The organism is Microbacterium sp. NPDC077184, from assembly GCF_040687055.1.
Lineage (GTDB): Bacteria > Actinomycetota > Actinomycetes > Actinomycetales > Microbacteriaceae > Microbacterium.
Map to the genome: position 1 here is coordinate 594,703 of NZ_JBFBMM010000001.1, position 12,451 is coordinate 607,153.

Annotated in this window: 12 protein-coding genes and 2 tRNA genes; 11 read left to right on the forward strand and 3 right to left on the reverse strand. The window is 70.0% G+C overall.

Annotated features, from left to right (window positions below; genetic code table 11):
- Positions 1 to 34: 34 nt before the first annotated feature.
- From topA to AB0O93_RS02830, 8 genes are all read left to right on the forward strand, one after another.
- Positions 35 to 2,743, forward strand: a complete 2,709-nt coding sequence (topA, locus tag AB0O93_RS02795) for a type I DNA topoisomerase (protein ID WP_363340289.1) — start codon at positions 35 to 37, stop codon at positions 2,741 to 2,743.
- Entirely contained in the window at positions 2,740 to 3,402 is a 663-nt protein-coding gene (tmk, locus tag AB0O93_RS02800; protein WP_363340290.1) for a dTMP kinase, read from the forward strand. The genes topA and tmk overlap by 4 nt, the downstream gene beginning before the upstream one ends.
- A gap of 31 nt (positions 3,403 to 3,433) precedes the next feature.
- A complete protein-coding gene (locus AB0O93_RS02805) occupies positions 3,434 to 4,591 on the forward strand; it encodes a DNA polymerase III subunit delta' (RefSeq protein WP_363340292.1) in 1,158 nt (385 codons plus the stop codon).
- Positions 4,588 to 6,147 carry an alpha/beta hydrolase gene (locus AB0O93_RS02810; protein WP_363340294.1) on the forward strand — a complete coding sequence of 520 codons (1,560 nt, stop codon included), beginning with the start codon at positions 4,588 to 4,590 and terminating at the stop codon, positions 6,145 to 6,147. Before AB0O93_RS02805 ends, AB0O93_RS02810 begins: the two co-directional genes overlap by 4 nt.
- 84 nt (positions 6,148 to 6,231) lie before the next feature.
- Positions 6,232 to 6,307, forward strand: a tRNA-Thr gene (locus tag AB0O93_RS02815).
- Between the two features lies 1 nt (position 6,308).
- Positions 6,309 to 6,707 (forward strand): hypothetical protein, encoded by a 399-nt coding sequence (locus tag AB0O93_RS02820; RefSeq protein ID WP_363340296.1) that lies wholly within the window; start codon positions 6,309 to 6,311, stop codon positions 6,705 to 6,707.
- A gap of 31 nt (positions 6,708 to 6,738) precedes the next feature.
- Positions 6,739 to 7,317, forward strand: a complete 579-nt coding sequence (locus tag AB0O93_RS02825; RefSeq protein WP_363340298.1) for an isochorismatase family protein — start codon at positions 6,739 to 6,741, stop codon at positions 7,315 to 7,317.
- Positions 7,314 to 7,766 (forward strand): GNAT family N-acetyltransferase, encoded by a 453-nt coding sequence (locus AB0O93_RS02830; RefSeq protein ID WP_363340300.1) that lies wholly within the window; start codon positions 7,314 to 7,316, stop codon positions 7,764 to 7,766. Before AB0O93_RS02825 ends, AB0O93_RS02830 begins: the two co-directional genes overlap by 4 nt.
- Positions 7,767 to 7,828: 62 nt before the next feature.
- On the opposite strand, the gene AB0O93_RS02835 is transcribed toward AB0O93_RS02830, so the two are convergent.
- The 3 genes from AB0O93_RS02835 to AB0O93_RS02845 form a co-directional block, all read right to left on the reverse strand.
- A tRNA-Lys gene (locus AB0O93_RS02835) sits at positions 7,829 to 7,904 on the reverse strand.
- 42 nt (positions 7,905 to 7,946) lie between these two features.
- The gene (locus AB0O93_RS02840; protein WP_363340302.1) at positions 7,947 to 9,185 is read right to left on the reverse strand and encodes a serine/threonine-protein kinase; all 1,239 of its coding nucleotides are present in this window, start codon (positions 9,183 to 9,185) and stop codon (positions 7,947 to 7,949) included.
- A 235-nt stretch (positions 9,186 to 9,420) separates the two neighbouring features.
- Complete coding sequence (locus AB0O93_RS02845) at positions 9,421 to 10,086, reverse strand: fasciclin domain-containing protein (RefSeq protein ID WP_363340304.1); 666 nt, start codon at positions 10,084 to 10,086, stop codon at positions 9,421 to 9,423.
- Between the two features lie 206 nt (positions 10,087 to 10,292).
- Between AB0O93_RS02845 and sigK the strand changes: the two genes are divergently transcribed.
- Genes sigK through AB0O93_RS02860 form a run of 3 tightly spaced genes read left to right on the forward strand, consistent with a single transcriptional unit; the run spans position 10,293 to position 12,407 of the window.
- Positions 10,293 to 10,880 carry an ECF RNA polymerase sigma factor SigK gene (sigK, locus tag AB0O93_RS02850; protein WP_363340306.1) on the forward strand — a complete coding sequence of 196 codons (588 nt, stop codon included), beginning with the start codon at positions 10,293 to 10,295 and terminating at the stop codon, positions 10,878 to 10,880.
- Complete coding sequence (locus AB0O93_RS02855) at positions 10,877 to 11,716, forward strand: anti-sigma factor (RefSeq protein WP_363340308.1); 840 nt, start codon at positions 10,877 to 10,879, stop codon at positions 11,714 to 11,716. The genes sigK and AB0O93_RS02855 overlap by 4 nt, the downstream gene beginning before the upstream one ends.
- Before the next feature lie 52 nt (positions 11,717 to 11,768).
- Complete coding sequence (locus AB0O93_RS02860) at positions 11,769 to 12,407, forward strand: DNA-directed RNA polymerase subunit beta (protein ID WP_363340310.1); 639 nt, start codon at positions 11,769 to 11,771, stop codon at positions 12,405 to 12,407.
- Positions 12,408 to 12,451 lie beyond the last annotated feature (44 nt).

The following is a 12,451-nucleotide window of genomic DNA, read 5'->3' on the forward strand; positions in this document are numbered from 1 at the left end:
GTGTATGGTGTGCGACGAAGAAAGGACGCCCCCCTTGGCACAAGGCAAGAAGCTCGTCATCGTCGAGTCTCCGACGAAGATGAGGTCGATCCAGGGGTATCTCGGTGACGATTACGAGGTACTCAGCTCCGTCGGACACATCCGCGATCTCGCGGACAAGAAGAGCATCCCTGCGGACAAGAAGCAGGCGTACGGCAAGTACTCGATCGACATCGACAACGACTTCGACCCCTATTACGTCGAGAGCGATCGCGGGAAGAAGACCGTCACCGAGCTCAAGCGTGCGCTGAAGGGGGCGGACGAGCTCCTGCTCGCCACCGATGAAGACCGCGAGGGCGAAGCCATCGCGTGGCACCTGCTGGAGACCCTGAAGCCGAAGGTCCCCGTCAAGCGGATGGTCTTCCACGAGATCACGAAGGACGCCATCCGCGCGGCCGTCGAGAACACGCGCGAGCTCGACCTCGCGCTCGTCGACGCGCAGGAGACCCGTCGCATCCTCGACCGCCTGTACGGCTGGGACGTCAGCCCCGTGCTGTGGTTCAAGGTGCAGCAGGGCACGTCGGCCGGTCGCGTGCAGTCCGCCGCCACGCGCCTGGTCGTCGATCGCGAGCGCGAGCGCATGGCGTTCGTCTCGGCCTCCTACTGGGACATCGCGACCCTGGCCGCCGCCGAGGCCGGCGGTTCCTTCTCTGCTCGACTCGCCCGCGTCGACGGTGCGGCCCTCGCGAGGGGAACCGACTTCGACGACACCGGATCGCTCCGGAAGGCCGTCGTCGTCCTCGACGAGCAGGCCGCCCGGGAGCTCGCCGCGGCCATCGAGGCCGCCGGGACGGCATCCGTCGCCTCGGTCGAGGCCAAGCCCGGCACCCGCAGCCCCAAGCCCCCCTTCACCACCTCCACGCTGCAGCAGGAGGCGGGACGCAAGCTCTCGATGAGCGCCAAGCACGCCATGAGTGTCGCCCAGCGTCTGTACGAGAAGGGCTTCATCACCTACATGCGAACCGACTCCACGGCGCTGGGCACCCAGGCCGTGCAGGCCGCGCGGGCCCAGGCGGTGCAGATGTACGGCGACGCCGCGGTGCCCGCCAACCCCCGCACCTATCGGAACAACGCCAAGAACGCCCAGGAGGCCCACGAGGCGATCCGCCCGACCGGCGAGACCTTCCGCACGCCCGCGGAAGTCGGCGGTGAACTCGACCGCGACGAGCAGCGTCTGTACGACCTGATCTGGAAGCGGACGATGGCCAGCCAGATGTCCGACGCCAAGTACGAGACGACGACCGTCACCCTCGCCGTGGACGCCGGTGGTCGACGGGCGGAGTTCACCGCCTCCGGCACCGTCTACACCTTCAAGGGCTTCCTCGAGGCCTACGAGGAAGGCCGCGACGAGAAGCGCAACGAATCCGACGCGCAGGACGATCAGTCGCTTCCGGTACTGTCGGTCGGCGACGTCCTCACGCTCTCCGACGTCGAGCCGAAGGGCCATGCCACCAGCCCCAAGCCGCGCTACACCGAGGCGAGCCTGGTCAAGGCGCTCGAGGAGAAGGGCATCGGCCGGCCCTCGACCTTCGCCAGCATCATCGACGTGATCATCAACCGCGGATACGTCGTCAAGCGCGGACAGGCCCTGATCCCCAGCTGGCTGGCGTTCAGCGTGGTGCGTCTGCTCGAGCAGCACTTCCCCGACCTGGTCGATTACGACTTCACGGCCGCGCTCGAGGACGACCTCGACGCCATCGCGCGCGGCGAGCAGAGCCGCGTCGCATGGCTGAAGGAGTTCTACTTCGGCTCCGACGCCCACGTGGGGCTGCGCAACATCGTCGACAACCTGGGCGAGATCGACGCCCGCGCCCTGAACTCCACGCCCATCGGGGATGTCGCCGTCCTCCGCTTCGGGAAGTACGGCCCGTACCTCGAGGTCGCCGATCCGGAGAACCCGGAGGGCGAGCCCCGGCGCGTCAACATCCCCGAAGACCTGGCCCCCGACGAGCTCACCCCGGCCAAGGCCCAGGAACTCATCGATGCGCCGGTCGCGGGAGACCGGGTGCTCGGCGAGAACCCCGCCAGCGGCAAGCTGATCATCGTCAAGGACGGCCGCTTCGGACCGTACGTGCAGGAGATCGATCCGCCCGCCGAGGAGGAGGTCGACCCCGAGACCGGCGAGGTCCGCGAGGCCGCCGTCGAGACGCCCGCACCGAAGAAGCGCGGGGCGAAGAAGGTCGCCGCGCCCAAGCCGCGGACGGCGTCGCTGTTCAAGTCCATGTCGGTCGACGAGATCGACCTCGACACCGCGCTCCGCCTGCTTGAGCTGCCCCGCGAGGTCGGCATCGACCCCGAGTCCGAGCAGATGATCACCGCCCAGAACGGCCGGTACGGTCCGTACCTGAAGAAGGGGACCGACTCGCGGACCCTCTCCAGCGAGCAGCAGATCTTCGACATCACGCTCGAGGAGGCGCTCGCGGTGTACGCCCAGCCGAAGTACGGCGCCCGCGCGGCATCCAGCGCGCTGAAGGAGTTCGATGCGGACCCCACCAGCGGCAAGCCCATCAAGCTGAAGGACGGCCGCTTCGGTCCCTATGTGACCGACGGTGAGGTCAACGCGACCGTTCCGCGGGGCGAGGACGCGATGGAGATCACCTTCGAGCGCGCCGTGCAGCTGCTCGCCGACAAGCGCGCCAAGGGCCCCGCCCCCAAGCGCACGGCGCGGCGGACGACGACGAAGAAGGCCCCGGCGAAGAAGTGAGCGTTCCCGCGCACGCTGCGGATCGGCCGCACGCGGGACTGTTCGTCACCTTCGAGGGCGGCGACGGGGCGGGCAAGACCACGCAGTCCACCCTTCTTCAGGAGTGGCTGGAACAGTCCGGTCGGACGGTCGTCCGCACCCGTGAGCCCGGCGGGACGGAGGTCGGCGTCCTGGTGCGGGACATCGTCCTGCACCATCGCGGCGACATCGCGCCGCGCGCGGAGGCGCTGCTTTACGCGGCCGACCGCGCGCACCACATCGCCACCGTCGTGCGTCCCGCGCTCGACCGCGGCGACACCGTGATCCAGGACCGGTACCTCGATTCCTCCGTCGCCTACCAGGGTGCCGGGCGCGTCCTCGGGCGCGACGAGGTGCGCGACCTGTCCCTCTGGGCCACCGAAGGTCTCCTCCCGGACCTCACCGTCCTGCTGGACCTCGACCCGAGGGTCGCCCGCGGACGGCTGGATGCCGACGACAAGCCCTTCGACCGCCTCGAAGCCGAGCGTGAGGGCTTCCACATCCGCGTGCGCACGGAGTTCCTCGCGCTGGCCGAGGCTGAGCCCGATCGCTTCCTCGTCCTCGACGCGACGCGCCCGGCGGCGGACCTCGCCGAGGCGGTCCGCTCCCGCGTCGCCGGCATGCTCCCCGACGCCCCCTGAGGCGTCGGAGACCGCGGTTAGGCTGATGCCCATGGATTCCCCGCGCCTCGACACGGCCCCCGCGCCGTGGAGCGAAGTGTGGGGCCAGCCCGAGGCGGTGGCCACCCTCCGCGAGGCCGTCGACGACCCGTCGGCGATGACGCACGCGTGGCTCATCACCGGTCCGCCGGGCTCGGGGCGCTCGACCCTCGCCCACGCCTTCGCGGCCGCGCTGATCGCCGAGCCCGGCGACGAGCACGCACAGCGACAGGTCCTGGCCGGAACGCACCCCGACCTCACGGCGCTGCGCACCGAGGGCGTGATCATCTCCATCAAGGACGCGCGCGCGCTCGTGGAGCGGTCGTACTTCTCCCCGTCGCTCGGCCGGTTCCGCGTCATCATCATGGAAGATGCGGACCGGATGGCCGAGCGCACCTCGAACGTGCTGCTGAAGGCGCTCGAAGAGCCGCCGGAGCGGACCGTGTGGATCCTGTGCGCACCGAGCGATGCCGACCTCCTCCCCACGATCCGCTCGCGCGTGCGCACTCTGCGCCTGCGCGAACCGGACGTCGCCGACGTCGCACGCCTCATCTCCGCGCGCACCGGAACCGACCCCGAGATCGCCGAACGATCGGCGCGTCACGCCCAGCGCCACATCGGCATGGCCCAGCGGCTCGCGACCGACGAGGCCGCGCGCGACCGCCGCGACCGCACGCTCCGGGCGGTGCTCGCCGTGCGCGGGGTCGGCGACGCCGTGGAGGTGGCCGGACGGATCGTCCAGGCGGCGACCGAGGACGCCACCTCCCTCACCGCCGAGCGCGACGAGGCCGAGCGGGCGTCGCTGCTGCGCACGCTCGGCGTGCCCGAGGGCGGCCCGGTGCCGCCGGCGGTGCGCTCGCAGGTGACGGCGCTGCAGGACGAGCAGAAGCGACGCGCCACGCGCAGCCTCCGCGACGGCATCGATCGGGTGCTCACCGATCTCGAATCCATGTTCCGCGACGTCGTCATGCTCCAGTTCGGTCGCGACGACCTCATCAACCGCGAGATGGATGCCGATCTCCGACACCTCGCCGGGACGTGGTCGCCGGAGCGCACCCTGGTCGTCCTGGACGCGATCGGTCGCACGCGTGAGAACCTGGAGATGAACGCCGCCCCCGCCCTCGCCCTCGAGAGCATGCTGATCACCGTCGCCAGCGGAAGGACCCCGTGAACACCACGTCACCCCGTCGTCGAACGGGCCGCCCCCTCGCCATCGTGGCGGGTCTCGCTGCGACGACGCTCGTCCTGAGCGGATGCCTGTACGCGATGATCCCGGAGGAACGACCCGCCGCGACCTCCAGTGCGACACCCGACAGCACCGGCGTCCCCGAAGAGCTGCGCCCGTTCTACGAGCAGACCCTGGAGTGGACGTCGTGCGGTGACGCGATGGAGTGCACCACGGTGCGCGCCCCGCTCGACTACGCCGACCCCGGCGCGGGCGAGATCGACCTCTCCGTCATCCGCAACCGCGCCGAGAGCGGCACGGCCATCGGGTCGCTCCTCACCAACCCGGGCGGCCCCGGCGCGAGCGGTGTCGGTTTCATCCGCGATTCCCTCGGGTTCGCCGTCGGGCAGGCGCTGCGCGACAGCTACGACGTCATCGGCTTCGACCCCCGCGGCGTCGGTGAATCCACCTCCGTCCGATGCTTCGACGCCGCGGACATGGACGCCTACCTCTTCGATGTGCCGCGCAATCCCCGCGGTTCCGCCGAGTGGGAGGCGGAGCTGACCGAGCGGAACGCCGCGTTCGCGCAGGCGTGCGAGGCGAACAGCGACGGCATCCTCCCGTACATCACCACCGAGAACTCCGCGCGCGACATGGACCTCCTCCGAGGGGTGCTCGGCGACGCCGCGCTGAACTACATCGGCTTCTCCTACGGCACCTTCCTCGGGGCCACGTATGCAGAACTGTTCCCGGAGCGCGCCGGTCGGCTCGTCCTGGACGGGGCCATCGACCCATCCGTCCCGGTGACGGAGGTTTCCACGACCCAGGGCGTCGGGTTCGAGTCCGCCCTGCGCGCCTACATGGCCGATTGCCTCACGCAGGATGCGTGCCCGTTCCGCGGCTCGGTCGACGACGCGATGGCCGATCTCGCGACGCTCCTGGCGACGGTGGACGCCGCACCGCTCGAGAACGTCGACGGTCGCGTCCTCGGCGCCGATTCGCTCATGACCGGGATCGTGGCCGCGCTCTACTCGCAGGACAGCTGGGACTTCCTCACGCAGGCCCTGACGGGGGTCCTCGCCGGCGACCCCGAAGTCGCGTTCATCCTGGCGGACTTCTACTACAACCGCGTGGGCGGGGAGTACCTCGACAACTCGACCGAGGCCTTCCGCGCTTACAACTGCATGGACTATCCCGCGGGAGTGACGGAGGCGGAGGAGGAGGCCGCGGCGGCCGAGCTCGCCGAGCGCGCCCCGACGGTCGCCCCGTACTGGTCCGGTCCCGATTCGTGCGCCGATTGGCCCTACCCGCCGACAGGGACGCGCGCAGCCATCGCCGCCGAGGGGGCGCCGCCGATCGTCGTGGTCGGCACCACCAACGACCCGGCGACGCCCTACGAGTGGTCCGAAGCCCTGGCCGCCCAGCTGGCATCGGGGGTCCTCGTGACCCGCGTGGGCGAGGGGCACACGGGGTACAACAAGGGCAACGCGTGCGTGGACGCCGCCGTGGAGGGGTTCCTCCTCGACGGTGTCGTGCCCGAGAACGGCCTCCGCTGCGAGTGAGGCCGGCACGGGGTCGGCGGCGCGTTCGCGGACGCATCGCAGACCCTGTAAGATCGGTGATCGTGCATCGCGCGAGCGACGCGCGCCACCTTAGCTCAGACGGCAGAGCGATTCACTCGTAATGAATAGGTCAAGGGTTCGATTCCCTTAGGTGGCTCCATATGGATCAGACGGTCGAGGCGATCTTCGAGATCTTCTCGTGGGTCGGCATCGGGCTCGGTGCGCTTCTGCTCGGTATCGCCCTGATTCTCTACGTCGCCGACGGGACGTGGCTTCCGGTGCGCGCCGTGATCGACGACACCGACACCGGCCGGGTCGCACGCTGGCACGATGACGAGGTCGGTGGCGTCAACGAAGCCGTTCTCACCGCCGATCAGGATGCCGAGATCGGTGACGCCGACATGGCGGAGGTGTTCTACCGGCGCGGTGTGCGGGGGCGGATCCGGATGGCGCAGGCCTCGCCCGCCGTCCGCGGTGTCGTCCGCTTGGGTGCGGGACTGCTCACCCTCGGCGTCGTCGCGATGGTCGCGTCACTGGTTCTGCTCTTCGCACGCGGCTGAGTGTCGGGGCGCTTCGGCGTACCCTCGGACCATGACCAAGGCGCTGTTCATCGTGGACGTCCAGAACGACTTCACCGAGGGTGGGGCCCTCGCCGTCTTGGGCGGTGACGAGGTCGCCCGCCGGATCACGGCGTACCTGCGCGCCCGTGCGGACGATTACGCCGTCATCGTGGCCTCCCGCGACTGGCACGACGCTGACCACGACAACGGTGGGCATTTCCACCCCGAACCCGATTTCGTCGACTCCTGGCCGGTGCACTGCGTCAGCGGCACCGCCGGGGCGGCGTACGATCCCGAGCTCGACACCGCCGCGATCACGCATCACGTCAAGAAAGGCCAGGGGATTCCCGCCTATTCCCTCTTCGAGGGCACCACCGACGACGGCGAACGTGTGTCGGAGCTGCTGGATCGGCACGGCATCCTCGACATCGATGTCGTCGGTCTCGCCACCGACCACTGCGTGCGCGCCTCGGCGCTGGACGCCCTCGCGCACGGGCGCCGGGTCCGGATCCTCAGCGATCTCGTCGCGGGGGTGGCCGAGGCGTCGAGTTCCGCGGCGCTCGCAGAGCTGCAGCGTGCCGGAGCCGAGGTGGCGGAGTCCACGCCGTGAGCGGCATCCGTCGTCTCCGCCGCGAGGACCGGGACGTGTGGCTGCCGCTCTGGGACGACTACCTCGAGTTCTATCGCGAGACGCTCACCCCGGAGCAGACGGCGCTCACCTTCGATCGACTCGTCGATGCCGGCTCGGGTTTCCACGGCGCACTCGCACAGGATGCCGACGGACAGGCGATCGGATTCGTCCACTGGCTTTCGCACGGGAGCACGTGGAGTCGCGAGGACGTCTGCTACCTCGAGGACCTCTTCGTCCATCCCACCGCGCGCGGGCACGGCAGCGGGCGGGCGCTCATCACGCATGTCGAGGACTGGGCGAGGGAAGCCGGGTGCGCACACGTCTACTGGCTGACGCAAGCGGGCAACGCGGCCGCGCGCGGCCTCTACGACCAGGTCGCCGAGGACAGCGGCTTCGTCCAGTACGTCCTGCGCCCCGACAGCCCGTGACGTCTCGTGCCGCCCGGGGCGGGAACGCCGAAGGGCGCCGCCGCAGCGACGCCCTTCGTTTCTGGTGGGCCCCGTGGGGCTCGAACCCACGACCCGCGGATTAAAAGTCCGATGCTCTACCGACTGAGCTAGAGGCCCGTGGCTTCCAGCCTACTTCGCGTGACGGGGTGCGATGCGCGTCTACGGGCCGTCGACGACGGGCGCGTCCACGAGGACGGGGACGCCGCCGGAGACATCCTCCGTTTCGGAGGCGGGTCCGTCGTCGAGGCCCCATGATCCGGGTTCCGGGAGGGACGCCGCCCACACCACCGTCACGATCGCGATGAGGAGCGCGGCGAGGCCGGCGATCAGGACCGACACCAGCCGGCCGAGCTGTCGCCCGCGGCGCGGTCCGTGCGTCGGGGCGGTTCCTGTGTCGCGAGACGACGGCGCGGTCCCCGCTGCCGCCGCCGCGGCGGCGCCCACGAGCGTCACCGGGATCTGATCGGTGATCGGTCGCGAGGGGACGGGGCCCGCGTCGAGCTCGGCCACATCCACGGGTGCGGTGGATTCGTCGATGAGAGGCGCGGGCTGAGAGGCCTGGGCGTAGCCGGATGCGATGACGGCGACCTCCAGGGCACTCGGACGCTCCTCCGGTCGCAACGACGTCATCCGGCGGAGCAGGCGGCGCCATCCGGCATCGAGGGTGCGGGGGATCTCGGGGGCGGCGGTCATGCGGGCAACGACCGCACCGACACCTTCGACGTCGCCGTAGGGTCGCACCCCGGTGAGGGCTTCGATGAGGAGCAGCCCGAAGGCGTAGATGTCGGCGGGAGGGGCGGGCGGAGCCCCGCGCGCCTGTTCGGGGGCGATGTACGCGGCGGTTCCCATGACCGGACCCGCGGCCGTCTCGCCGGCGTCGAGCAGATGAGCGATGCCGAAGTCGGCGAGCTTCGCGCGCCAGTCGCGGCTCGGCACCGGGGAACGCCAGAGCAGGACGTTCGAGGGCTTGAGGTCGCGGTGGACGATCCCGGCCTCATGGGCGACGTAAAGGGCCTCGGCGAGATCGGTCGCGATCCCGGCCAGGGCGATCGGGGCGACCGGCCCGTCGGCGATGAGGTCGCGGAGGGTGATGCCGGAGACGTACTCCATGACGAGATAGCTGATGCCCTCTTCGTCGATGTGCGCGTCGAACAGCGTGACGAGGCTGTGGTGATTGAGGGAGGCCAAAGAGGTCGTCTCCGCACGGACACGATCCGCGGTCACTGCGTCGTGGACCGGGCCCCGCATGATCTTGATCGCCACCGGACGATCGAGGTAGGTGTCGTGCGCGCGGAAGACCCGGGCCATCCCGCCCTCGCCGATGCGTTCGAGGAGACGATACCGGCGCGCGACGATGTCTCCGGTGACCGGTGTCGTCGACCCGCGCAGATCCGTCATGCCATCCCTCCCCGAACCGGGACCCCCGCGGGGGAGGGGAAGCGAGGGCCCCGGTGGTCTTCAAAATGTAGAACCGGGCACGGATCCCGGTCGGAGGCTTGACGGCGGCCGCGTGCGTATGCAACCGCGCTGGCCTGCAGCCTCGGGAAAGTGCGACGCGGCCGCCGGTACCGTCTCGCACGGTTCCGGCGGCCGCGCCGCCCCATTCACCGGCCAGGCACCGGTGAGATCTCGATCACTCAGCCGGGGGCATCAGAACCGAGTCGATGAGGTACACCGTGGCGTTGGCGGTCTGCACGCCACCACAGATGACGTTGGCTTCGTTGACCATGAACGAGTCACCGGAGCCGGTCACCTCGACTTCGGCGCCCTGCACGGTGGCGTGGGTGCCGGCGATGTCGTCGGGGGAGATCTGGCCGGGGACGACGTGGTACGTCAGGATGCTGGTCAGGGTCTCGGTGTCGGTCTGGAGCGACTCGATGACGGCCGGGTCGATCGCGGCGAACGCGTCGTCCACGGGAGCGAAGACGGTGAACTCGCCGCCGTTGAGCGTGTCGACGAGGTCGACCTCGGGGTTCAGCTGACCCGAGACCGCGGCGGTCAGGGTCGTGAGGAGCGGGTTGTTGGACGCGGCGGTGGCGACCGGGTCGAGCGCCATGCCCTCAACGGAGCCGGCGCCGTCCGGCACGGCCTCAGCGTAGTCGGCGCAGCCGGGGCCGACGAGCATCGCGGCCGGGTCCATCTCCATGGGCTCTTCGGTCTCCATGGGGGCGGTGGTCTCCATCGGCTCCTCGGTGGTGTCGGCAGTGGTGCCGGCTCCCGAGCAGGCCGTCAGTGCGAACGTCGCCGCGACCGCGAGGGCGAAGCCCGACGAGACACGCTTCGTGGTGATGCTGGACATGACTTCCTCCTGTATGTGATCCGTGTGTGGACCGCTGTGTGTGTGATTGCTCAAACCCCTGGGGAGGGGGCCGCCGGTTGGCGTACACAGGGTCTTCGGCACCCCGGGGGAATCGGATGGGAAGTTTTTTCACGATTGGCTCACGGATGCCGTGTGAAGCCCCGCGGATACCAGGTGGAACCGCGTGATGAGGCATGCTTGGACCCATGGTCATCGACGGTGTGGAAGTCCCCGAAGACGGCGCACCCGTCGATCACGTCGGAGAGCTGCTCGTGCGTGTGGCTGCGGGCGACCAGGGCGCCTTCGCGCGCGTGTACGACATGCTCTCCCCGCGCGTGTTCGGTCTCATTCTCCGTGTGCTCGTCGATCGGTCGCAGAGCGAGGAAGTGCTGCAGGAGGTCTTCCTGGAAGTGTGGCAATCCGCCGCGCGGTTCGCTCCGAACAAGGGGCAAGGGAGAACGTGGGTTCTCACGATCGCTCATCGTCGGGCGGTGGATCGCGTGCGAGCGTCGCAGGCGAGCACCGATCGCGATGTGCGGGTGGGGTTCCGCGATCTCGACGTCGCGTACGACGGCGTGGCCGAACAGGCGCAGCTGCGCATCGAAGGCCGCCAGGTCGCCACGGCGTTGAAGACCCTCCCCGACCCGCAGCGCGAGGCCCTCACCCTCGCGTACTACGGGGGATACAGCCAAAGCGAGATCGCGGCGCTGGTGGGAGCGCCGCTGGGGACGATCAAGACCAGAATGCGCGACGGATTGACGCGCCTACGGGCGGAGATGGGGGTGACGGTGTGAACGAGCAGGAGTTCTTCGAGCTCGCGGCGGGCTACGCGCTGAATACGCTGGCACCCGACGACCGCGCGGCGTTCGAGCACGCGCTGCGGCAGCACCCGGAATGGACGGAGCGCGTCGACGCCGACATGGCGGCGGCCGCTTCCCTCGCCGAGACCGTGCGTGAAGAGGTGCCGCCCTTGACGGCGCGTTCGACTCTTCTCGCGCGCATCGCCGCCACACCGCAGATCGGCGCGGACTCGGCATCCGACGCCGATGTCTTCGGGCATCATGCCTTCGCCGCGGCCGTGCCGCCGCGGCCGCCGCTCCCCGACACGGATGCCGCGCCTCCTCGTGCGGACCCGACCCCGTCGACCTCGGTCGTGCAGACGGTGTCGCGGCGCAACTGGACGCGGGGCCTCTTCGCTCTCGCGGCGTCGCTGGTGCTGCTGGTGACCCTGGGATGGGGGGCGGCATCGATCAACGAGTTCGTGAACCGCCCGCCGGCGGTGGCCGCTCTCGCCGAGATCGAGTCGGCTCCGGATGCGCAGTCCATCACCGCGGAGGTGACGGGCGGCGGCATCGCAACGGCGCACTGGTCGGAGTCGCTCGGCAAGGCCGTCCTGGTATCGAGCAATCTTCCGGGCATCTCGACCGACGAGGAGTTCGAGATGTGGGTCGTGGACGCCGACGGTGCGGTGTCGGCCGGGACGTTCGCTCCGCAGGACGCGCAGACCACCGTCCTGCTGGATGCGGCGGTCGCCGAGGGCGATGTCATCGCGCTGACCGTGGAGTCGGCGGGCGGATCTCCGACGGGTCAGCCGACGTCCGACCCGATCGTGGCTATTCCGACCGCCTGAGGAATCGTCCGAGGCCGGGCCGCCGCGGTGGTCCGGGAGTACCCTTGAGCGGATGACTGACGACGCGCGAGGGTTTCACAAGCCCGTCCGGCGACCCGCTGAGCTCTTCGATCGCCTGTTCGCGGCGGACGACCCGGCCGAGGTCTCCCGTGTCGCGCACTCGACGGCCCGGGCGCTGGTCGCGCGTGTCCGCGAGGAGCCCGACGCGGCCGTCGTGGAGCGGCTCGTCGCCTTCACCGACCGCAACGGCATCGATGACATCGCCGAACTCTGGTCGCGGTCCCCGGCGAAGTCGCTCCCCGGAACGCTGTGGCGCCTGTATCTGCTGCAGCTCATGGTGCATGACGACCCGCAGACGGCCGCGATGACGTACGAGCGCGGTCGGATCGAGCTCCGCTCCGCGGACCCGGTCGTGGCCGGGGCGCCGACACCCGCGGGTCCTGAGGAACTGGTCGGATTGGTCGACATGATCCTCCGAGGCCTGTTCGTCGGGGACTTCGCGGTGGCGCTGGAGCGGGCCGCGGCGTTCTGTCGGGTCCAGGCGTCCGGAGCAAGCCACCTCGCGGACGACTACGAGGGCACGGAGTCGGATCGTGCGTCGGCGTTCACGACGCGCGCGCTGCGGCTCTCCGACTACGCCGGCGACCTCACGGCCTCAGCGACGCTCTGGCGCCGCGACGCGCTCGTCTGACGCCGTCCGGACAGAGAAAGTGCCGGGCCGCAGAACGCCTCTCG